The sequence below is a fragment of the Sporosarcina sp. GTC18466 genome (assembly GCF_055389225.1).
On sequence record NZ_AP044037.1, the window covers coordinates 366627 to 387234 of the forward strand.

The 20608-nt window shown below is 49.6% G+C and carries 19 protein-coding genes and 1 other RNA gene; 17 read left to right on the top strand and 3 right to left on the bottom strand.

The annotated features are described in order from the left end of the window. The first annotated feature begins 16 nt into the window (after nucleotides 1-16). The 5 genes from ACZ5FK_RS01835 (at nucleotide 17) to ACZ5FK_RS01855 (ending at nucleotide 4290) form a co-directional block, all read left to right on the top strand. A complete protein-coding gene (locus ACZ5FK_RS01835) occupies nucleotides 17-1207 on the top strand; it encodes a pyridoxal phosphate-dependent aminotransferase (RefSeq protein WP_464806214.1) in 1191 nt (396 codons plus the stop codon). 107 nt (nucleotides 1208-1314) lie between these two features. After that, the gene (gene asnS / locus ACZ5FK_RS01840) at nucleotides 1315-2610 is read left to right on the top strand and encodes an asparagine--tRNA ligase (protein ID WP_464806215.1); all 1296 of its coding nucleotides are present in this window, start codon (nucleotides 1315-1317) and stop codon (nucleotides 2608-2610) included. A gap of 24 nt (nucleotides 2611-2634) precedes the next feature. Next, nucleotides 2635-3342, top strand: coding sequence for a DnaD domain-containing protein (locus ACZ5FK_RS01845; protein WP_464806216.1), 708 nt, complete (start codon nucleotides 2635-2637; stop codon nucleotides 3340-3342). Between the two features lie 8 nt (nucleotides 3343-3350). After that, on the top strand, nucleotides 3351-4004 hold the full coding sequence (gene nth / locus ACZ5FK_RS01850; protein WP_464806217.1) for an endonuclease III: 654 nt from the start codon (nucleotides 3351-3353) through the stop codon (nucleotides 4002-4004). Next, a complete protein-coding gene (locus ACZ5FK_RS01855; protein ID WP_464806218.1) occupies nucleotides 3994-4290 on the top strand; it encodes a YpoC family protein in 297 nt (98 codons plus the stop codon). The genes nth and ACZ5FK_RS01855 overlap by 11 nt, the downstream gene beginning before the upstream one ends. Nucleotides 4291-4372: 82 nt before the next feature. Here the strand turns inward: ACZ5FK_RS01855 and ACZ5FK_RS01860 are convergent, their stop codons facing one another. Both ACZ5FK_RS01860 and recU read right to left on the bottom strand, forming a co-directional pair. Continuing rightward, on the bottom strand, nucleotides 4373-7129 hold the full coding sequence (locus ACZ5FK_RS01860) for a PBP1A family penicillin-binding protein (RefSeq protein WP_464806219.1): 2757 nt from the start codon (nucleotides 7127-7129) through the stop codon (nucleotides 4373-4375). Further along, entirely contained in the window at nucleotides 7126-7764 is a 639-nt protein-coding gene (gene recU / locus ACZ5FK_RS01865) for a Holliday junction resolvase RecU (RefSeq protein ID WP_464806220.1), read from the bottom strand. Before recU ends, ACZ5FK_RS01860 begins: the two co-directional genes overlap by 4 nt. 216 nt (nucleotides 7765-7980) lie before the next feature. Between recU and ACZ5FK_RS01870 the strand changes: the two genes are divergently transcribed. From ACZ5FK_RS01870 to ACZ5FK_RS01880, 3 genes are all read left to right on the top strand, one after another. Then, nucleotides 7981-8346, top strand: coding sequence for a YppE family protein (locus ACZ5FK_RS01870; protein WP_464806221.1), 366 nt, complete (start codon nucleotides 7981-7983; stop codon nucleotides 8344-8346). Then, complete coding sequence (locus ACZ5FK_RS01875) at nucleotides 8343-10610, top strand: DEAD/DEAH box helicase (protein WP_464806222.1); 2268 nt, start codon at nucleotides 8343-8345, stop codon at nucleotides 10608-10610. The genes ACZ5FK_RS01870 and ACZ5FK_RS01875 overlap by 4 nt, the downstream gene beginning before the upstream one ends. Before the next feature lie 165 nt (nucleotides 10611-10775). After that, nucleotides 10776-10973 (top strand): hypothetical protein, encoded by a 198-nt coding sequence (locus tag ACZ5FK_RS01880; RefSeq protein ID WP_464806223.1) that lies wholly within the window; start codon nucleotides 10776-10778, stop codon nucleotides 10971-10973. A 41-nt stretch (nucleotides 10974-11014) separates the two neighbouring features. Here the strand turns inward: ACZ5FK_RS01880 and ACZ5FK_RS01885 are convergent, their stop codons facing one another. Beyond that, nucleotides 11015-11179 carry a hypothetical protein gene (locus ACZ5FK_RS01885; protein ID WP_464806224.1) on the bottom strand — a complete coding sequence of 55 codons (165 nt, stop codon included), beginning with the start codon at nucleotides 11177-11179 and terminating at the stop codon, nucleotides 11015-11017. 140 nt (nucleotides 11180-11319) lie between these two features. Here ACZ5FK_RS01885 and ACZ5FK_RS01890 point away from each other — a divergent pair, with 140 nt between their 5' ends. The 9 genes from ACZ5FK_RS01890 to ACZ5FK_RS01930 all read left to right on the top strand — a co-directional run bounded on the left by ACZ5FK_RS01890 (nucleotide 11320) and on the right by ACZ5FK_RS01930 (nucleotide 20547). Beyond that, a complete protein-coding gene (locus ACZ5FK_RS01890) occupies nucleotides 11320-11637 on the top strand; it encodes a DUF3889 domain-containing protein (protein WP_464806225.1) in 318 nt (105 codons plus the stop codon). A 192-nt stretch (nucleotides 11638-11829) separates the two neighbouring features. Continuing rightward, nucleotides 11830-13269 carry a DHA2 family efflux MFS transporter permease subunit gene (locus ACZ5FK_RS01895; protein WP_464806226.1) on the top strand — a complete coding sequence of 480 codons (1440 nt, stop codon included), beginning with the start codon at nucleotides 11830-11832 and terminating at the stop codon, nucleotides 13267-13269. 313 nt (nucleotides 13270-13582) lie between these two features. After that, nucleotides 13583-14875, top strand: coding sequence for a ribonuclease H-like domain-containing protein (locus tag ACZ5FK_RS01900; RefSeq protein WP_464806227.1), 1293 nt, complete (start codon nucleotides 13583-13585; stop codon nucleotides 14873-14875). A 72-nt stretch (nucleotides 14876-14947) separates the two neighbouring features. Next, the gene (gpsB, locus tag ACZ5FK_RS01905) at nucleotides 14948-15238 is read left to right on the top strand and encodes a cell division regulator GpsB (protein WP_464806228.1); all 291 of its coding nucleotides are present in this window, start codon (nucleotides 14948-14950) and stop codon (nucleotides 15236-15238) included. Nucleotides 15239-15297: 59 nt separating this feature from the next. Further along, nucleotides 15298-15683: RNase P RNA component class B (rnpB, locus tag ACZ5FK_RS01910), an RNA gene on the top strand. A gap of 139 nt (nucleotides 15684-15822) precedes the next feature. After that, nucleotides 15823-16950: a THUMP domain-containing class I SAM-dependent RNA methyltransferase gene (locus ACZ5FK_RS01915; protein ID WP_464806229.1), complete on the top strand. Its 1128-nt coding sequence runs from the start codon at nucleotides 15823-15825 to the stop codon at nucleotides 16948-16950. A gap of 99 nt (nucleotides 16951-17049) precedes the next feature. Further along, a complete protein-coding gene (locus tag ACZ5FK_RS01920) occupies nucleotides 17050-18957 on the top strand; it encodes an ATP-dependent DNA helicase (RefSeq protein ID WP_464806230.1) in 1908 nt (635 codons plus the stop codon). A 446-nt stretch (nucleotides 18958-19403) separates the two neighbouring features. Further along, entirely contained in the window at nucleotides 19404-19742 is a 339-nt protein-coding gene (locus ACZ5FK_RS01925) for a hypothetical protein (protein WP_464806231.1), read from the top strand. A 451-nt stretch (nucleotides 19743-20193) separates the two neighbouring features. Beyond that, nucleotides 20194-20547: a DUF2200 domain-containing protein gene (locus ACZ5FK_RS01930; RefSeq protein ID WP_464806232.1), complete on the top strand. Its 354-nt coding sequence runs from the start codon at nucleotides 20194-20196 to the stop codon at nucleotides 20545-20547. Nucleotides 20548-20608: the final 61 nt, after the last annotated feature.

Consider the following 20608-nt stretch of genomic DNA (forward strand, 5'->3'; position numbering starts at 1 on the left):
AAGGGAGCGAATGAACTTGACAAAGAGACTTGCGTCCAGGGTGAGCACTTTATCACCGTCTACAACACTTGCGATCACAGCGAAAGCGAAGGAGATGAAGTCGTCAGGCATCGACATCGTTGGTCTCGGAGCTGGCGAGCCGGATTACAACACGCCTGAAAACATTCTGCGCAAGGCGTATGAATCGATGGAAGAAGGGAAAACGAAATATACCCCGGCAGGCGGCCTGCCAGAGCTCAAAGATGCGATCATCGGGAAATTGCTGCGCGATCAGAAGCTTTCCTATGACCGGAGCGAAATCATGGTCGGTGTCGGTGCCAAGCATGTCCTTTACACACTCTTCCAGGTGATCATCGATCCTGGCGATGAAGTCATCATCCCCGTACCATACTGGGTAAGTTACCCAGAACAGGTCAAGCTTGCGGGGGGCGTCCCTGTCTTTATAGAGGCCGCACCGGAAGCGGACTTAAAAGTTACCGCCTCGCAGATCAAAGAAGCGGTCACAGAGCGGACGAAAGCGGTTATTCTCAACTCCCCAGGCAATCCGACGGGCATGGTCTATTCGGAAGATGAACTGCGGGATATTGCCGCCGTCTGCCAAGAGAAAGACATCTGGATCATATCAGATGAAATTTATGAGAAGTTGATTTATGGAGAAGCTCAGCATACTTCCATCGCCGAGCTGTCTGAAGATGCGAAAGAGCGGACGTTTATCATTAATGGCGTCTCGAAATCCCATTCCATGACAGGCTGGCGGATCGGGTTCATTGCTGGCGACAGGACGGTCGTGTCCGCGATGACAAACCTTGCAAGCCACTCGACGTCAAATCCTGTAACGACTAGCCAATATGCGGCTATCGAAGCGTACAACGGACCGCAAGACGCCGTCGAGATTATGCGGAAAGATTTTGAATCAAGGCTTGATAAAGTGTACCCGCAGCTTGCAGCGATCCCCGGTTTTAAGATCAGAAAGCCGCAAGGGGCATTTTACTTGCTGCCGGATGTAACAGAGGCGATGGAAGCGTGTGGCTATACAAATGTCGGCGATTTCGCATCGGATTTACTGACGGAAGCGAAAGTGGCCGTCATACCGGGTTCCGGTTTTGGCTCTCCTGCCACTATTCGGCTTTCATACGCTACTTCGATCGATCAGCTGGAAGAAGGAATCCGCCGCATTAAGGATTTTGTCGCATCAAAGCAGGCTTGACGGGGCTCCCTTCGGATTCATGCCGAAGGGTCCGCCTAGAGACAAGAAAGACAAGCATGAGAAGCAGCATCCAATCACTTAAATAGCACAAACACTTGGAGGTCATTATGAAAACAATCATGATTCATGAAATGCCCGACCACGTCGGGGAAACAGTACGTATCGGTGCATGGCTCGCCAATAAACGATCCAGCGGTAAAATTGCGTTTTTGCAGCTGCGTGACGGGTCCGGCTTTGTCCAGGGCGTCGTGGTGAAGGAAGAGATCGGCGAAGAGGCTTTTGCCAAGGCGAAATCACTCTCGCAGGAGAGCTCCCTCTATGTAACTGGAAAAGTGACTGAAGATGAGCGTTCATCTTTCGGTGTTGAGCTTCAAGTCGAAGCCCTCGATATCATTCACGAAGCGGTCGACTACCCGATCACACCTAAAGAGCATGGAACTGAATTTCTTATGGACAACCGCCATCTATGGCTTCGCAGCCGCAAGCAGCATGCGATCATGAAAGTGCGTGATGAAATCATCCGTGCGACGTATGAGTTTTTTCATATGAATGGATTTGTGAAAATTGATCCGCCAATTTTGACAGGATCGTCTCCAGAAGGAACATCCGAATTGTTCCATACAAAATATTTTGATGAAGATGCATACCTTTCGCAATCTGGACAGCTATACATGGAAGCGGCCGCGATGGCACTTGGAAAAGTATTTTCGTTCGGACCTACATTCCGTGCTGAAAAATCAAAAACACGTCGCCACTTGATCGAATTCTGGATGATCGAGCCGGAAATGGCATTTGTCGAGCATGCGGAAAGCCTGGAAGTCCAGGAACAATACGTAACGCATATCGTGCAATCCGTTCTTGAGAACTGCAAACTAGAACTGGAGCGCCTGGGACGCGACATTTCCAAACTTGAGAAAGTGCAGGCACCGTTCCCGCGAATTACATATGATGAAGCGATTGAATTCCTTCATGAAAATGGCTTCGACGATATCCAGTGGGGCGATGACTTCGGTGCACCGCATGAGACTGCGATCGCCGAGCATTATGATAAGCCAGTGTTCATCTTGAACTATCCGATCGGTATCAAGCCGTTCTACATGCAGCCGCACCCTGAGCGTGACGATGTCGTTCTTTGCGCTGATTTGATTGCGCCGGAAGGATATGGCGAAATTATCGGCGGATCTGAGCGGATCCATGACTATGAACTGATGAAACAGCGCATTGAGGAACATAACCTTGATCCTGCAGCTTATAAATGGTATTTGGAACTCAGCAAATATGGTGCAGTTCCACACTCCGGATTTGGACTGGGCCTTGAGCGGACGGTCGCTTGGATTTCCGGCGCTGAGCACGTACGGGAATCAGTTCCATTCCCGCGTCTTTTGAACCGGCTGTACCCTTAATGAATGAAAGAGGTGTTCTGACAAATGCTTCAAGAAGAACTCCGCGTCTGGATCGAGCAGGGAAACGTTTCAGTTTCCCAGCTTTTTTTTCAGCATTACAAGCGTCTCGACATAAAGGATGTCGACGCAATGCTGCTGATGCATATGATCTCCTTCCAGACAGCGGGCATTCCGTTTCCGACCCCTTCTGATATCGCCTCGCGAATGCATATGACAGAAAACCAAGTGACCGATATTCTTCAGCACCTGATGCGACGCGGCTTCCTCTCGATAGAACAAAGCGAAGACGCAAATGGCATCCTGAATGAATCATTCAGCCTGCTGCCCCTTTGGACACGCCTGTTCGAACTGCTTGCATCTGAAAAGGCAGCGGCAAATGAGTGTGATAAGGCGAAAGAGGAGGGTGAAATCTTTACGTTGTTCGAGCAGGAATTCGGGCGTCTGCTCTCCCCGATGGAATGCGAGACAATTGCGATGTGGTTCGATCAAGACGGTCATTCCACTGAGATCATCCGGGCTGCCTTGAAAGAGGCTGTGCTTGCACAGAAGCTCAGTCTCCGTTATATCGACAGGATCTTATTTGAATGGAAAAAGAAAAATATCAAGACGTTGAACGATGTAGAGCGGACTGCAAATTCCTTCCGCACGTCGATCGGCAGACCTCAGCCGAAGCAGGGAGTGGCGGCTGCAGGGAAAATTCATTTCTATAACTGGCTGGAAGAACGGGAGTAGATGTACATATGTTGACGAAAAAGCAATGGGAATTCTGCCTGGATGAAATCGCCAAGATGTTCCCGGATGCCCACTGTGAGCTTGTCCATCGGAATCCGTTTGAACTGCTCATTGCAACGTTGCTTTCCGCTCAGTGCACCGACGTCCTCGTGAACCGGGTGACGAGAGAGCTCTTCCAGAAATATAAAACTCCGGAAGATTATTTGGCTGTCAGTCTGGAAGAATTGCAGACTGATATCCGTTCAATCGGCCTATATCGGAATAAGGCAAAGAACATTCAGGCGCTTTCACGTACTCTCATCGAGGAACATGGAGGGGAAGTGCCTGCTGACCGTGATCTGCTGACGACATTTCCGGGAGTCGGGCGTAAAACGGCGAATGTCGTCGTATCGAATGCGTTCGGAATCCCGGCTCTTGCCGTTGACACGCATGTCGAGAGGGTCGCGAAACGCCTTGCGATGAACCGCTGGAAAGACACGCCGCTTGCGGTGGAGGAGAAGATCATGCGCTGGACACCGATGGAACGCTGGTGCGATGTACATCATCAGCTCATTTTTTTCGGACGCTACCACTGTAAAGCTCAAAAACCGAATTGTCCTGAGTGTCCGCTGCTCGATGTGTGCCGGGAAGGCAAGAAACGGATGAAAGCACGTGAAAAATGAATGGCGATCCATTGCAGAACGTGCAGCTGAAGGATGGAGCTTGCGAAAAAAAGATATTGAAACAGGCGTTGCGATGAAAGAAGCTGTTGAGTTCTTTGAACAGCTCATCAGAGAAGGAGGAGCATCACTCAACCCATTAAATGGTGAGGAGAGGCTTGATTATGTGAAATCCCATATGGGAAGCCGCCACGCTGCCCGACAGCTGAACGCCCTGTTTCAAGAGCTGGTCAAGAAGAGCGCAAGCCTTTCTGTCCGGCGGGAAATGAAAGACCGGTCTGGAAACTGATATGTTTCCGGACCGGTCTTTTTTACATATAGATCTCCCGAGAAAAAAGCTGTCCGGAGAAATCTCCGGACAGCTTTTCGATTCAATCGCCGTCATCCTCGTCATCATCTTGATTCGGGGATCCTTGATTGTCAGCGGACGATCCACCTTGCCCGCCGTTGTTCCAATTGTTATTTCCATTGTTTCCGTTATTGCCTTGGCTGCCACTGCCGCCATTGTCACCGTTGTTGTTCCCGTTATTGTTCCCGTTATTATTATTGTTGCCGTTGTTCCAGCCGTTGTTCTGGCCGTTATTATTGTTTCCATTGTTATTTCCATTGTTCCACTGATTGTCCTGGCCTTCTGAATCATATTGGCCGTCATCATTCTGGCCGTCATTGCCAGATTCATCGTCATATCCGTCGTCCTCGTCTACAGTTCCCTCATCTTCCTGCTGATCTTCTATGAACAGGGAAGTGGTCGCCGGGCTGCTCGTCAAGTCGCCCGCGATTGCCGTTACGGAGAATTCGTACGTCCTGCCCGTTTCAACGCCTGAGAACGTGACGGAACGTTCGCTTGTCGTCATCTCTTCCGGACTGGATCCATCGACAGAGACGGCTACCTTGAACTGGATCTCTTCGTCGAACATATCACTGTCCGGCGGATTATGCGACCAGCTGAGCGTAATGGAATCCGATGAGGAATCATAATCGGCAGATAGGCCGGATGGTGCTTCCAGCTCAGTCACTTCCGGTTTCGCCACTTCTTTCGGAAGTGTGCCTTTTACGAACAGTTCCATGCTCGTCATGCTGCTTGGCATATACTCGTTCGCGAGGACAAGCGGGTTGGAGCCTTTAACGATTGCTGCTTCTTCCACAGAGCCTGGCTGCTTGAAGCGGGCTGTCTCTTTGCCTGCAGAAAGTTCACCCATGACAGTGCGGAAAAGGACTTTCGGGACATCGCGTCCTTTTTCATACGTTTTAATCGGATCTTTGTATTTTGCATATCCTCCCCAAGCGGATATTGTATAGTTTGTCGTATAGCCTGTGAACCAAGTATCTGGCACGTAGGTGTTCTTAAAATTATTATCCTTTATGAAAGAGGCGGGATAGTTGGTCGTGCCTGTCTTCCCGGCGATGTCAAGACCGGTGACATTGGCCACCTTGCCTGTGCCAAGTGTCATGACATCACGAAGGATATCCGTCACCATATAAGCTGTTGAGTCTTTCATCGCGATGACCGGATCCGGTACCATGTTCTTCTCCGTTTTGCCGTCCCGGAAAACAATTTTTGTCACAGCATGCGGTTTCGTATATATACCGCCATTGCCGAATGCTGAGTAGGCGCCAGCCATTTGGATTGTTGAGAATTCATATCCTCCTCCTCCGATAGCATGGCTTGAGCTCAATCGTTCATCTGAATGATCATACTTGAGACCAAGCTTTCCAGCAAAGCTTCCCGCATTCTTCGTCCCGACTTCTTCGAAGACTTTAATTGCCGGGATATTCCGTGACCGATAAAGTGCTTCGCGGATTGTCATAGGTCCCTTATAATCGCCATCAACGTTATTCACTTGCTTATTAGTACCTTTGTATTTATAGGGTTCATCCACTACTGTTGTTCCAGTCGACCAGCTGAATTCTTCTATAGCCGGACCGTATGAAAGGATTGGTTTAATGACTGATCCAGGCTGCCGGATATTATCAGACGAAGCGAAGTTCGTATTGCGTCCGGAGTAATCCCGTCCGCCGCCGATTGCAACGATGGCACCCGTCTTCGTATCAAGGACAGTCATCCCCGCCTGCATCTCCGCGGACTCGTAGATCGAATCGTTATCAATCGCTTTTTCAACGATTTGCTGGGCTTTCGGGTCTAGCGCCGTGTGGATGGTGATTCCTTCAGACAGTCGATCCGACATGCCGGCAGCTTCCAGTTCATCAAGGACGATATCCACATAGGCCGGATATTTCGAAACCGCGAAATTCTCCCGCTCTTCGTCAGTGATCAGCCCGCCAGTGACAGGTGATTTTATGGCAGCCTCCATCTCTTCTTTCGTGATCTTGTCATGTTTATACATAAGATGAAGGACGACATTCCGCCGTTTTTTCGCCCGTGCCGGATTTTTCAGGGGGTTGTAGCCATTCGGTGATTGCGGCATGCCTGCGAGCAAGGCCATTTGCGGCAATTCCAGTTCATCCAGCTTCTTGCCGTAGAAATAATCTGCAGCTGTCCCGATTCCGTAAATTCGGCCGGACATCAGGATTTTATTGAAATACATCTCGAAGATTTCTTCTTTTTTATATTCCCGTTCCAGCTTGAACGCGAGCCAAGCTTCCTGCGCTTTCCGCTTCAGTGTCTTCTCTTCGTTGAAGAAGGAGTTCTTGATGACCTGCTGGGTGAGCGTAGAAGCCCCCTGCGAGCCGAAACCGCTTCTGAAGTTTGCCAGGACTGCACCGCCGAGACGGTAGAAGTCCATGCCGTGGTGCTTGAAGAACCGCACGTCTTCTGTTGCAAGGATCGCATCGATCATCTCTTGCGGTATCTCTTCATAAGGGACAAATTCACGTTTCTCTGACCCGAATTTATAGAATACATTTCCTTCGATATCGACAAGATCGCTCGTCAGCGGATCTTTCAGCAAATTCTCATCCAGATCAGGCGCAGAGCTTACATAGTAAGCAAACAGACCTGCTCCGGCAACAAACAAGGCAAAACAGGCGAGCACGGCAATAAGCAGAAGGCGTTTTACGACTTTTTTCCAGCCTTTTGGGCTTTTGCCGGCCTTTTTGCCCCGCGTCCCTTTCTTTTCCGCTTCCAGCTGTTTTCGCCGGGCGGATCGTGTATTAAATTCTTCGCTCATTCCATTTCCTGCCTTTCGGTAACTTCTTTCTGTAGTTGATCGACCAGCAAGGGCAATGCTGATGCATAATCGAGCCTTGGCCTGTAGCCTGGGCTGACCTCAATGGACATTTCCTCGACTTCTGCCAATGTGATGGATTTACGGCCGCCTGCATTCTTTCTTTCCCACTTTTCCGCAAAATACGCATAGGGCATGATGAAATAGCGGTCCAGTGCACTGAAATTGATGAGAAGGAAGGCGATGCCTCCTGCCTCATGCACTTGCTTCATATGGTCGACCTGGTGCTCGTGGATATTCTGGAGCGGGAATGATGTCCTGCTCTTAGTCTCTTTCGCCTCGAAATCGATATGACGCCCCTTCCAGACACCGTTATAGTCGGTTGTCGAAGGAGTCCTGAAATAGGCTTCTGTGATGACGGCAGCACTTCTGGCTGGATATTTGACGTTCACGATCTGGACAGGAACGGGTTTCTTATGGATGACCGCGATGCCGTTTGCCAGATAGTATTCATTCGTTTCATTCAATTCATCCTCGAGCGTCTTGCCCCGGTTGGAGAAGGAAGGATTGGTCCGTTTCTCAGCCTGGACGGAAGGCTTCGGAGTATAAGTTTTTCCGTTTGGATAGCGTATCGTCAAACCTACCACCTCGCATTCCTTATCATACCATAATGATTGGACGGAGTAGTGGTGGAAAAGTTGCTTCCAATAAATGAAATGTGACAAGTCAAAGGAATGCCTGTTCGGCTATAGTGGTCTTGGGGGACAGTATTTGGTAGACTATAAATAGGAATTATGCATGCCTGAAGAGAGTGTAGCGCCATATGCGCTTTTGATAGAGGAAGGATGAAAGAGATGGAACTTATAAAGAAGACGGAGCAGCTGCTATCGGTATGTGAGCAGTGCCTGAACCGTCATGCGCGAATGCGCGAGGAGGACAGGGACCCCGACTTTTTCACAGAAGTGAAGCCGTTCGCGGATGAACATTTCGCCATTCTGGACAGCTGGAAGGAAGAGATGGAGTCCTTCATCAGGGAAAAACGCCCGAAGTATGTCCACCAGCAGCAGATAGACTCGCTGGACGAGATGATGAAACAGTTCATTGTCCAGTCGTTCTATCAGAAGACAGGGAAGAAACGGTTTGTGCAGTCCATCCAATCGGCCCGTTATACATTGAAGACCATACTGGATGAACTGCGGAAAGAAGGCGGCCTGCAATGATCCAAGGGAAACTGTCGATCCCAGATGCGATTTCCCAGCTGAAAGCAGATCCGCTGCTCGGCGGCAATATTGAACATCACCGCATCCTGAAAGGAAAGGAAGCGGTGTATGCGGAGTTTCCCGAGCGGCTGCATCCATCCATTGTAAAGGCGCTGGCTTCAAAAGGAATCGGCAACCTATACAGCCATCAGCGGGAAGCGTTTGATCTCGGGACAGGAGGGAATTCATTCACCGCAGTGACACCGACTGCTTCGGGCAAGTCGCTCTGCTATCATCTGCCCGTGCTGCAGAGCATTCTGGAGGACGACTCGTCAAGAGCCCTTTATCTATTTCCGACAAAGGCACTTGCGCAGGATCAGCTGGCGGATCTGCATGCGTTGATCGAAGCGAGCGGGGAGACGATCCTCAGCTATACTTATGACGGAGATACAGCGCCGGGCCTTCGGACAAAAGTCCGTAAAAGCGGCCATATCGTCCTGACAAATCCAGACATGCTGCATTCAGGCATCTTGCCGCATCATACGAAATGGGTATCGCTGTTCGAGAATCTGAAATACATTGTCATTGATGAATTGCACACGTATAAAGGAGTCTTTGGCAGCCATGTCGCGCATGTGCTCAGGCGATTGAAGCGGATCTGCAACTATTACGGAGCCGACCCGGTGTTCATCTGTACGTCCGCAACGATTGCCAACCCGCAGGAGCTGGCAGAGGCGCTGACCGGAACGGACATGACTTTGATTGCGAATAACGGGGCGCCGGCCGGGACGAAGCACTTCCTCTTCTACAATCCGCCAGTCGTCCACAAGACGTTCGGCATAAGGCGAAGTGCTGTCCTTGAAGTGCGGGATCTCGGGGCGTTCCTCTATAATAGCGGCATCCAGACGATCATCTTTGCGAAAAGCCGTGTCCGCGTCGAGATGCTCGTCACGTATATGAAAGAATTGACGAAGAAAAAGCTGTTCGACAAGACGATCATGGGCTACCGGGGCGGTTATTTGCCGAGCGAGCGTCGGACGATCGAGAAAGGCTTGAGAGAGGGGGACATCAAAACCGTCGTCAGCACGAATGCCCTCGAGCTCGGCATCGACATCGGCCAGCTGCAGGCCTGCATCATGACCGGCTATCCGGGCAATATTGCCAGCGCCTTCCAGCAGGCGGGACGAGCAGGACGCCGGCAGGACGATGCACTGATCATCTATGTCGCCCAGTCCGTTGCGCTGGACCAGTACATCATTGACCATCCCGATTATCTCCTCGGCCAGAAGCCGGAAGAAGCTCATATCCACCCGGACAATATGCTAATCTTGATGGACCACCTGAAATGCGCCTCGTTCGAGCTGCCATTCTCGCTGACAGAGACATACGGTGAGTTCGAAGTGCAGGAGCTGCTTGCATTTCTGGAAGCGGAAGGCGTCCTCGTCAAGACAAGCGACAAGTGGCACTGGATGACCGACCGTTTTCCGGCAGGGGAGATCAGTCTGAGAAGCGCCTCCCAGGAGAACGTCGTCATCATCGACAAGTCGGTGCCTAAAAATACGACCGTCATCGGCGAGATGGACCGCTACAGCGCGATGACCTTGCTGCATGAAGAAGCGATCTATATCCATCAAGGGACACAGTATCAAGTTGAAGAGCTCGATTGGGATGAAAAGAAGGCATATGTACGGGAAGTCGACGTCGATTATTTCACTGACGCGAATTTAGCGGTGGAGCTGAAGGTGATGAGTGAGGACAAGCTGCAGAAGTGCGGAGGGGCGGTTGTCGCGTACGGCGATATCGCGGTGCTGGCGATTCCTACCATCTTCAAGAAAATACGTTTTGATACCCACGACAACATCGGCTCAGGTCTGATCTCATTGCCTGCCGAAGAACTGCATACCTCTTCCACATGGCTGTCATTCGACGTGCCGGAGGGCTGGAAGGAGTCTGATCTGACAGATGCCATGACGGGAGCCGCCTATGCGCTGGAGTCATTCATCCCGATCTTTGTCAGATGCGACCGGCAGGACATCCATGTAGTTCCGCAAGTGAAGGCAGTGCATACCGGCAAACCGACGATTTTCATCTACGACAGTTATCCGGGCGGCATCGGATTGAGTGAAAAGCTATATGATAAGTGGAATGAACTGCTAGGTCTAGCAGCTGAGCATGTGAAAACCTGTACATGTGAAAATGGCTGTCCAGTCTGTATCGGCGCCCAGGAATCCGGGGTTCAGGGCGGCAAGGAACGGGCGTTTCAAGTGCTGCAAGAATTGAGATGACCAGCAGAGGCTTCAATATTGGCTGTGCTTGCCGGCTTCATGCATAGATGACTATAAAGTATTTACTGCTAACCCATCCTTTGTGTAAGGGATGGGTTAGAATATGTATGCATTGCGGCGGGTTTATGGGAATTATACTGTCATCAAAGAGGGGGAGGCAGACTAGTGAATTCTGTTACTTTTTCATTTGAAAGTGATCGTCATGAAGCAGTAAAGGCAAGAGAAACATTTACACTTAAGGAGCTTGGATTAGAGGGAATAGAAGAGGAGGCTCTATTGAAGAAAGAAATCGAACGGGTTTTCCGTTTATGGGTCGAGCGGGAGCTGAATATATCATGGAGCATTATCATTGAACAGGAATAGAAAGCCAGCCCCCGCATGTGTCGAGGGCTGGCTTTTCCGGCTCAGTCAATCTGGTTTTCGATCTTCGGGTCGTGAATTCCGAACATTTCTGTCAGGATCCACAAATATCCCTCCCGCATAAAAATCGCTTTTGTCTGGGCTTCCGCATAAGTGACAGAGGAAGGAAGCAGGACGGATAAGATGAGCAGGACTCGGATGAGGTGCATGCAGGCCGCTTCCTTTTCCAATAGGATATCCCGGAAGATGCTTGATACCCATGTGAAAACATAACAGCAAGGAAATTGGGTTTTCGCGGATTCCTTTTATAAAACAGGACAGCTTAATAGTAAAAAGGAGGGTGGAAGATATGAAGCGTGTCGTAATAGCAGTTATATTGGGAACGATTTGGGCGGCACCTTTGCATACCGAACCGGCCGCAGCTGAAGCACCAGAGTATTCAAAGTGGAGCAGATTGGCTTTGTCAGAGGCTAAAAGAAAGTATCCGCATGCCGATATTGTCGATTTTCTGCATGTAGGAGCGCAGTCTTCTTCCGGGGTCACGATTGAACGGTTTAAACTTTGGCTAAAGGATGGAAACCGCGAGTTCGGGCTGTTTGTATCGATATCATTTCGAACGGAAACAGAAGATGTTCTATCCATAGAATGGAAGGAAACCGATCGCTGAATTAAGTAATTCGAAATTGCCCACTCTCCGCCTGTGCTCCTGAAAGCTTTGCAGGCACTTTTAAATCCAAAGCGATCCAACAGACAGTTTTTCCGATCTTATTGTTAGGAATCAAGATAAATATCCCGTATGATAACGTAGTGGAAAATCCATCTAAAATGATACTTTAGTTGTCAAAAAATGGGGGTATATATGAATAATACAATACAACAGGATTCGCGGCAATTGAATGTAGTTCCAATCATTGCCTCGTTTCTGATCGCCGGGTTCATAGGGTTGTTCAGCGAGACCGCGCTAAATATGGCACTGGGCACTCTGATCGTTGATTTCGGCGTGCATGAAACGACAGTCCAATGGCTGACGACGGGCTACTTGCTGACGCTTGGGATACTGGTCCCTGTATCCGGACTTATTTTACAATGGTTCTCGACACGTCAGTTGTTTACGACGTCTTTACTGTTTTCCATTATAGGGACGCTGACTGCGGCAGTCGCTCCGACGTTTGAGTTTCTAATGGTTGCACGTATTGTGCAGGCGATTGGGACGGCTCTTCTGCTCCCCCTTATGTTCAATACGATATTATTAATCATTCCGCCTTATAAGCGGGGGAGAATAATGGGTGTCATGGGGCTGGTCATCTCTTTTGCACCTGCAGTCGGTCCAACAGTATCCGGCTTGATATTAAACACTCTTACATGGCACTGGATCTTTTGGATATCACTTCCTGTACTAATATCGGCACTCGTGTTTGGCCTGTTTTATATGCAAAATGTCTCTACGCCTACAAAGCCGAAAATTGATGTCTTGTCGCTTCTTCTTTCTACGGTCGGATTCGGCGGAATTGTCTTCGGTTTCAGCAATGCGGGAGAACATGGCTGGGCAGATTCCCTAGTCATCACATCGATATTATTGGGCATTATCGGCCTGCTGTTGTTCTGCCTTCGCCAAGTGAAAATGAGGCAGCCGATGCTGAACCTCAAGACATTTCAATATCCGATGTTCGTAGTAGGCCTTGTGCTTGTGCTCGTCTGTATGATGGTCATTTTATCCTCGATGATTCTGCTGCCGCTCTACTTGCAGAATTCGCTGGCACTAGGAACCTTTGCTGCTGGCCTGCTGCTGTTGCCGGGCGGTATTGTCAACGGACTGCTGTCGCCTGTGATGGGCAGCCTGTTCGATAAATTCGGACCGAAATGGCTTGTAATTCCCGGGCTCGTGATCGCGACAGCATCTCTCCTTGGCTTCTCCACGATCAGCACTGAGACGTCTGCGGGATTCCTGATCGCGATGCATATCCTTATGATGATCGGGATCTCGATGGTCATGATGCCGGCACAGACGAACGGACTGAACCAATTGCCTCGAGAACTATACCCTGACGGTACAGCGATCATGAATACATTACAGCAAGTGGCAGGCGCAATTGGAACGGCTGTCGCCATTTCGATCCTATCCGCTGGCACGGGCAGGTATCTAGCGACCGTCAGCAATCCGGACAATCCGGAGAACCAGCTGCTCGCTTTCACATCAGGCGTCCAGGATGCGTTCATCTTCGGCATTGTCGTCGCAGTGATCGGTATTATTGTAGGGTTGTTCATCAAACGGCTAAAAGTGGACTTTCCTGAAGGGTAACCGCTGCTCAACTAAAGAGCGTTGTCCAAATCGAGTGGACGGCGCTCTTTTCAATTGGCTCGCAGAAGGAAAACCGCCGCAGTCCAGCAGGTACTTATCATGATTTTTATTGACTAGTTAGAAAATTCTTTCCCGGGAAATGAAGGTTTACGTCTGAATCTTTCAATTGGCACTTAGGCGGAGCGTCCACTATAATGAAAGGCGCGACAAGTGAAAGTCTACGCAATTTGGCGAGGTGGTACTATTAAAATCGTACAATCCTTCATATTATATAAAGTTCCTAAGATTCGTGTCTTCAAGGAAGGGCAATGCCATGAGCTATGAACAGAAACTGATGCAGATGAAGAAGCTGCTGAAGAAAAAGGAACCGGAAGCCGAAACAAAAGCAGATCCCGTCAAACGACCGGTCCCACCCTCTCCTTCGTACGAGGAGAATTGGCTGGCAGCTGGGCTTGAAAAAGAGGAGAATGAGCTGGGTGTTGTCTACAAACGGGTTGTCAGGTATCCGGGAAGCTATGAACATGGCCACTTTACGCTTTCCGAGCTTAAGCAGGCGATGGAGCAATGGGAGCGTTTTGATGGCATTCATCCGCTCTGTCCGGATCTCGCGCGGCCGATCCTTTTCTTTGATACAGAGACAACTGGTCTGAAGGGGGCTGGTACGCTCATCTTCCTGATGGGTTTTATCGAACAGGAAGGGGACGCATTCAAGCTGACCCAATATGTCCTTCCGGGACCCGACCACGAGGCCGCCTTCCTGCACGCCACTCCGATGCATGGCGAGCCTGCATCACTCGTGATGTATAACGGGAAGAGTTTTGATATGCCGCAAGTCGAGACACGATGGACGATGAACAGGGAATCGCTTCCTAAAATCGCGGATCATACGCAAATTGATCTGCTTCACGGATCACGGCGCATCTGGAAAGGGGAAATGGGTTCGTTCAAACTGACCCAGATCGAGCAGGAGCAGCTTGGATTTTACAGATACGGAGATATGCCAGGCCATATGGCGCCGATTGTCTATCAGGACGCGGTAAAAAGCGGCAATCCTGAACTGCTTATGAAAGTGCTGCTGCATAACGAATGGGACATCTTATCGCTCGTAACCCTGTACATTCGCACGACAGATTTGCTGCTGCGGGAAGCAGAAGGAGAGAGCGCCGCTGCTCTTTCTAACATCGGAAAATGGTATTACGACCTGAAGGCATTTGACAGAAGCCGTGAACTGCTTGCCGGCGTCATCGCTGAACATGGTCTCGCTCATCCGCTTGCTCATTTCCATTATGGCTACGCTCTGAAAAAGGACAAAGCCCATTCTGCTGCCCTTGAGGCGTTTTCCACTGCAGCTGTGGGACTTAAAGGCAGGGAACGGATCGTCGCCCTTGAGGAAGTCGCAAAAATCTGCGAACACCACACTGGTGACCTGAAGCGGGCACTTGCAGTAACGGACCGTGCGCTGTTATTGCTTAACAAAGAGCAGGAGCTGCCGCGGAAGTTCAGGGAAAGAATGAAAGATGCGTTTAGAAAACGGGAAATGAGACTTGAACGCAAACTATTTCCCGGGCAAGCGCAACAAGCGACAAAATACGTGCCTGGCCCGTGATAACAAAAGACACGGAAGGACAAAATATGCTATACTGTCGGTACGTAAACACGAATGGAAGGGCGTCATTGCATGGAAATAAAACTTGATTCTAAAAAGATATTGGAAAAAGAATTCAAGACGGGGATGCGCGGCTACAATCAGGAAGAGGTCGATCTTTTCCTTGATACGGTCATCCAGGACTATGAAGCGTTCAAGAAGACGATCGCTGAGCTGCGCGCGGAGAATGAGAAACTGAAAGAAGAGCTGGAATCGGCCCAGAAACGGCCGGCTGCTCAAAGTCAGGGGACCACGAACTTTGATATCTTGAAGCGCATTTCCAACTTGGAGAAGCATGTTTTCGGCAGTAAATTGTACGAGTAAACCAGGCAATACCATTGAAATTTGTCGATAAAACAGGTATACTGATTAAACCATATGAAGACTTCAGGTAATCGCTGCAACTTCGGGTTGTAGAGGAAAGTCCATGCTCGCACGGTCCTGAGACGGCCGTAGTGTTCGTGCCAGGCGAAAAAATAAGCCTGGGCAGCGCCAAGTGCGCTGACGGCGGGAAGAAATCCTACGTCCGGTTTGCCGGATATGGATGACATTCCCTGAAAAGTGCCACAGTGACGGAGCCGCTTTGGAAACGGAGCGGGTGGAACGAGGTAAACCCCACGAGCGAGAAACCCAAATTATGGTAGGGGCGCTCTTCGGAAGGAATTGAACGGACGAAGGGACAGACAACTGTCTGTAGATAGATGATTACCACCCTAAGTACGAGGCGCGAGCCGTTTGAGTACACGGGAACAAAACATGGCTTATCGAATATTCTATGGCTAATCGCGTAAACTAGATGCCCTCCTTGCTAACGGAGGGCATTTCTTCATTATGAATGAAAAATAAGCTTGCATGTACATACTAGGGACGGGCTTTCAGCCGTCTTAAACGAAAGTGGGAGAAACAATATGAGCACATACAACCTAGTCGCGACAAGTGCGGCTGGACTGGAATCGGTTGTCGCAGATGAAGTGAAAGCGCTCGGCTACGACACGAGGACTGAAAATGGGAAGATCTATTTCGCAGGCGATGAAAAAGCGATTGCCCGCACCAATATGTGGCTCCGCGTAGCTGACCGCGTGCGCCTTGTTGCAGGCGAATTCACTGCGCGCACGTTCGATGAACTATTCGAGGGAACGAAGAACATCGAGTGGGAGCGCTATCTGCCTGTCGATGCGGCATTCCCGGTCGCGGGTAAATCCGTCAAATCGACATTGTACAGTGTTCCGGATTGCCAGGCGATTGCGAAGAAGGCGATTGTCGAGCGGCTGAAAACGGCATATGGGCGGACAGGCTTCCTTGATGAATCAGGCCCTCTTTTTAAAATTGAAGTTTCCATTTTGAAAGATAAAGTGACGCTTACCATTGATACAAGCGGCGCAGGTCTCCATAAACGCGGCTACCGTACGGGACAAGGCGATGCACCGCTGAAAGAGACGCTCGCTGCAGCGCTTGTCAAGTTGACCCGCTGGAATCCCGACCGACCCTTCGTCGATCCGTTCTGCGGTTCGGGCACGATCCCGATCGAAGCGGCCATGATCGGCCAGAACATAGCTCCTGGATACAACCGGGAGTTTTCCAGCGAGAGCTGGCCATTCATGAGTTCCGGCGTGTGGGACCAGGTGAAACAGGAAGCGGAAGATCTTGCAAATTACGACCAGCCGCTGGATATCAAAGGCTATGACGTAGATGCCCGGATGGTGAAAGTCGCCGCGCAAAACGCAGTGGAAGCAGGTTTCATGGACTTGATCACATTCCAGCAGAGCGACGTGCGCGACCTTGCCATAGAGGGGCTCAACGGTGTCCTTCTTGGCAATCCGCCGTACGGAGAACGGCTCGGTGAAATTGAGGAAGCTGAGGCGTTAACCCGCATTATCGGGCATATAATGGAAGGCCATCCATCGTGGTCGGTTTATCTTCTTTCATCCCTTGAAAACTTTGAAGAAATGTATGGCAAGAAGGCGACCAAAAAACGGAAACTATACAACGGCTACATCCGGACGGATCTCTTCCAGTTTTGGGGGAAGAAGATGTAAAGCCTGAAGGCAGCTGAATTACAAAATAAATCATTATCAACATTTTAGCGGAGGAGGCCAATGCCTCTTCCTTTTGTGTGCACTAGAAAGGGGTAGGCAATGAGCAGGAAAATACCATTTTCATTATCAAAAGAGAAGTCCTTCTACGAATCATTAAGCGACTGGGTCGGGGATGTCCTGTATGACGAGCTTCCCGACAAGGGGTTTGATTGCAGAGATGAACAGATCTTCATGTCCTTTCAGATCGAGCAGGCGCTCAAGGAGAAAAACGTGCTGCTCGCGGAAGCGGGAGTCGGAACCGGCAAGACGATCGCCTATCTTCTGCCTGCTGTGGCATATGCCCGATATACCGGAAAGCCGGCCCTCATCTCTTGTGCTGACGAGACGCTGATCGACCAGCTCGTCAAGGAAGAAGGCGACATCCGGAAGATCAGTGATGCGCTTGGACTCGATATCGATGTGCGGCTTGCAAAAGCGCGCAGCCAGTACCTTTGCATTAAAAGGCTTGAAGAAGCGGTTGATACGGTCGGCGATGACTATATGTACGACATAGATGAGAGCTTGCCGTCATTCGTGAAAAATACGGCGAAATCCATGCAGGAGATGCATCCGTACGGTGAACGTTCGGACTACCCGGCGATCAGCGACGCGGAGTGGAGTGCGGTCAACTTCCATCCGGCCATGCACTGCGAAGCGTGCGATCTCCGTAATCGCTGCGGCCAGATCATCCACCGGAAAGCAAATCGTGAGACCGCTGATCTTCTGATCTGTTCCCATGACTTTTTCATGGAGCATATTTGGACGAAGGACTCCCGCCAGCGCCAAGGACATCTGCCGTTACTGCCGGATGTTTCGATGATTGTTTTCGACGAGGGACACCTGCTCGAGTATTCAGCGCAGCGCGCCCTCACCTATGAAGTGCAAAACAGCACGTTGCTGGATCTGCTGGAGCGCGTTATGGTGGATGGCGTCCGCGAGGAGACGCTGCAGCTGATGGAAAGACTTGTCGATGCCCATAACGATTTCTTCACGTTGCTGAAGAAACACGCTTCTGGCGAGGAAGAACGGATGAAAATCGAGAAAGTGGATGATCTCGTGCAAGTCGGCAAGGAAACGATCGTCCTTTCGAATGCATTGCTGGAGGAGTTCGTTTTTGAAAGCGAAATGTATACGATTCCGGATTATGATCTGAAAATGGTCGAGGAGTATCTCGAACAATATATCTATTCTATGGAGCTCTTTACGAACAGAAGCGATGCGGTCGATTGGCTTGAAAATCGTGACGGCGAATGGACTTTAGTCATTATGCCGCGGCTGGTGACCGATATATTGAAAGAGAACCTGTTCACGAGAAAAATGCCGATCATCTTCTCATCCGCAACCTTATCAGTCGGCAAGGATTTCTCTTATCTCAAAGACAGTCTTGGTATCGACGACTTCTCATCGTTCTCAGTTGAATCTCCGTTTGACTATGAAGAAGTGATGGAGATCTGTGCCGCCGCTATATCGCCTGAAGAAAAGGCGGAACGTACACAAGAAATGCTGAAGAGCGGAGAACAGACATTGATCCTTTTCAATTCCGAGCGGTCGATGAATGAATTCCGGGCGAGTTTGCTTGAGGAGCCGGAAGGGATTGCTTTTGAAGGGGACCGTGAACTGTCGTCGGTCATCCGCGAGTTCCAGCAGAAAAAGATCAATGTCCTTTGTTCCTACCATCTTTGGGAAGGGCTTGACATCCCGAATGATTCGCTCACACGTGTCATCATCTACGACTTGCCATTTCCGCCCCATGATCCGCTTTTCGAAGCACGCAGAAATCACGCAGCCGATCCTTTCCGGGAAGTCGACCTGCCGTTCATGCTGCTGCGCCTTCGCCAAGGGGCGGGCAGACTGATCCGCACATCTGAGGATTATGGAACTGTTCATGTGTTCATGGAGCCGGGACAATCCGAATTGTTGCCTGAAATTGAAAAAGTCTTCCCTGTGAAAGTCGAATTGACTGTATGATGGAAACGCCATAGAGTTGTTCTAAAAGACAAAAATCGCCAGAACCGGCACGCTTTCCGCGGGCACGGCTCAAGCCAATTGGACAGCGCAGGGTCCGATTTGCCGTATTTCTGAGGTTTGTTCAGAAATTAAGGCATCCTCTCTGTGCTCCCAACGCTCCGCTTTTGCTCGCAAAAGCCGTTCTACGTAACGGCTTTCGCTGCGGGGTCTTGAGACTCGTGTTGTCCCCGCAGGAGTCGTCCGTTTCTGGCGATTTTTATATCCTCTTGAAAAAATATTTCTTCAAATCCTTGCAATAAATTTTGTGCTTTCTGGACAGCCCATAGTGTTTTTCTAAATCCATTGAAAAATCTATGAAGTCATAGCATTGTATGGACATTCGAGATATACTGAATAGACATATAACAAGTGTCATGGAAGGGTTGATAGAAAGGGGTGGTGGCAGGATGGAGATCAGTATGGGAAATGGGGTGTCGCTCCTTTTGCCTTCTGTTCCGGTCCTGATTTGCATCTCGGCGGTGACTTATCTGCTGATCAAGTGGAGCAAACAGGCGGGAACTCACCGTTTCCGGGTTTTCCTATATTTCTTTGTCAGCACTTATATGGGACCCCTGTACACGCACTCAACAGAACATACCAGTTTCACTCTATGGTTTCCGTTCGGCTTCCTGTTCATCTTTTTGTTCTTCCGGGCCAATAAGAAGAACCACCCGTCGAACATCAAAGCAAGCTTATTAGGACTGCTGGTAGGCATGATGTGGCTTATTAGGCAGTATATCGGTTAACCTTTCAGGAAGGGATTGAGCAAACGATGAAACAACGAGTTTTGACAGGACTTTCACTCACGCTATTCACCTTGCTGCTGGCGTATAATTTTTTTCCAGCATGGCAAAGCATATTATCTTTGCCGAAGTCAGTCTTGATTGGAAGCATGCTGCTCATTTTAGTTTTTAGGTTGAGAGGCAACCGATCAGATAAGGACTCCTTCAGCATATTCCGATGGCAACTTGGCATATGTGTATATCTGCTTACTGTCATCTTTGTGTTTAGCATGCTGGGAGGCGTTTCTCAGACAGGAATCTCATTTGAAAACCCGTTTTTTTGGCTAGTGCTAGCAATCAACGTGCTTGAAATTGCCAACAATTACAAAAAGTGGAGATCTGTAAAAGAGGCAGTCTGATGCAAGGCTGCCAGTCGTAGACAAAATCAATTTATCCAAGAAGGCAAGGAGAAAATATGAGCAGCCATAAAATCTTTTCTATGAGTTTTGCAAAAGTATATCCGCTTTACGTTGCGAAAGCGGAACGGAAAGGCCGGACAAAATCGGAAGTCGATGAGATCATTTGCTGGCTGACCGGCTATGGACGGGAGGAAATTGAGCAGCAGCAGAATAACGGATCTGATATGGAAACCTTTTTTGCCCAGGCTCCGGCTATGAATCCTTCGCGCTCCTTGATCAAGGGGGTCGTCTGCGGCGTCCGGGTAGAGGAGATCGAAGAGCCGTTAATGCAGGAGATCCGTTATTTGGATAAACTTGTTGATGAGCTGGCTAAAGGGAAGGCAATGGAAAAGATACTGCGTGAATCCTAAGGAGAGCCAGGGGCGGCAAATTGAATGCCAGCGCCAAATGTTAAAAAGCAAAAGAAAAACC

Coding starts and splice junctions, on each gene's coding strand:
- asnS (WP_464806215.1), top strand. CDS start 1,315: ATGAAAACAATCATGATTCATGAAATGCCCGACCACGTCGGGGAAACA.
- ACZ5FK_RS01845 (WP_464806216.1), top strand. CDS start 2,635: ATGCTTCAAGAAGAACTCCGCGTCTGGATCGAGCAGGGAAACGTTTCA.
- nth (WP_464806217.1), top strand. CDS start 3,351: ATGTTGACGAAAAAGCAATGGGAATTCTGCCTGGATGAAATCGCCAAG.
- ACZ5FK_RS01860 (WP_464806219.1), bottom strand. CDS start 7,129: ATGAGCGAAGAATTTAATACACGATCCGCCCGGCGAAAACAGCTGGAA.
- ACZ5FK_RS01870 (WP_464806221.1), top strand. CDS start 7,981: ATGGAACTTATAAAGAAGACGGAGCAGCTGCTATCGGTATGTGAGCAG.
- ACZ5FK_RS01875 (WP_464806222.1), top strand. CDS start 8,343: ATGATCCAAGGGAAACTGTCGATCCCAGATGCGATTTCCCAGCTGAAA.
- ACZ5FK_RS01885 (WP_464806224.1), bottom strand. CDS start 11,179: ATGCACCTCATCCGAGTCCTGCTCATCTTATCCGTCCTGCTTCCTTCC.
- ACZ5FK_RS01890 (WP_464806225.1), top strand. CDS start 11,320: ATGAAGCGTGTCGTAATAGCAGTTATATTGGGAACGATTTGGGCGGCA.
- ACZ5FK_RS01895 (WP_464806226.1), top strand. CDS start 11,830: ATGAATAATACAATACAACAGGATTCGCGGCAATTGAATGTAGTTCCA.
- ACZ5FK_RS01900 (WP_464806227.1), top strand. CDS start 13,583: ATGAGCTATGAACAGAAACTGATGCAGATGAAGAAGCTGCTGAAGAAA.
- gpsB (WP_464806228.1), top strand. CDS start 14,948: ATGGAAATAAAACTTGATTCTAAAAAGATATTGGAAAAAGAATTCAAG.
- ACZ5FK_RS01915 (WP_464806229.1), top strand. CDS start 15,823: ATGAGCACATACAACCTAGTCGCGACAAGTGCGGCTGGACTGGAATCG.
- ACZ5FK_RS01920 (WP_464806230.1), top strand. CDS start 17,050: ATGAGCAGGAAAATACCATTTTCATTATCAAAAGAGAAGTCCTTCTAC.
- ACZ5FK_RS01925 (WP_464806231.1), top strand. CDS start 19,404: ATGGAGATCAGTATGGGAAATGGGGTGTCGCTCCTTTTGCCTTCTGTT.
- ACZ5FK_RS01930 (WP_464806232.1), top strand. CDS start 20,194: ATGAGCAGCCATAAAATCTTTTCTATGAGTTTTGCAAAAGTATATCCG.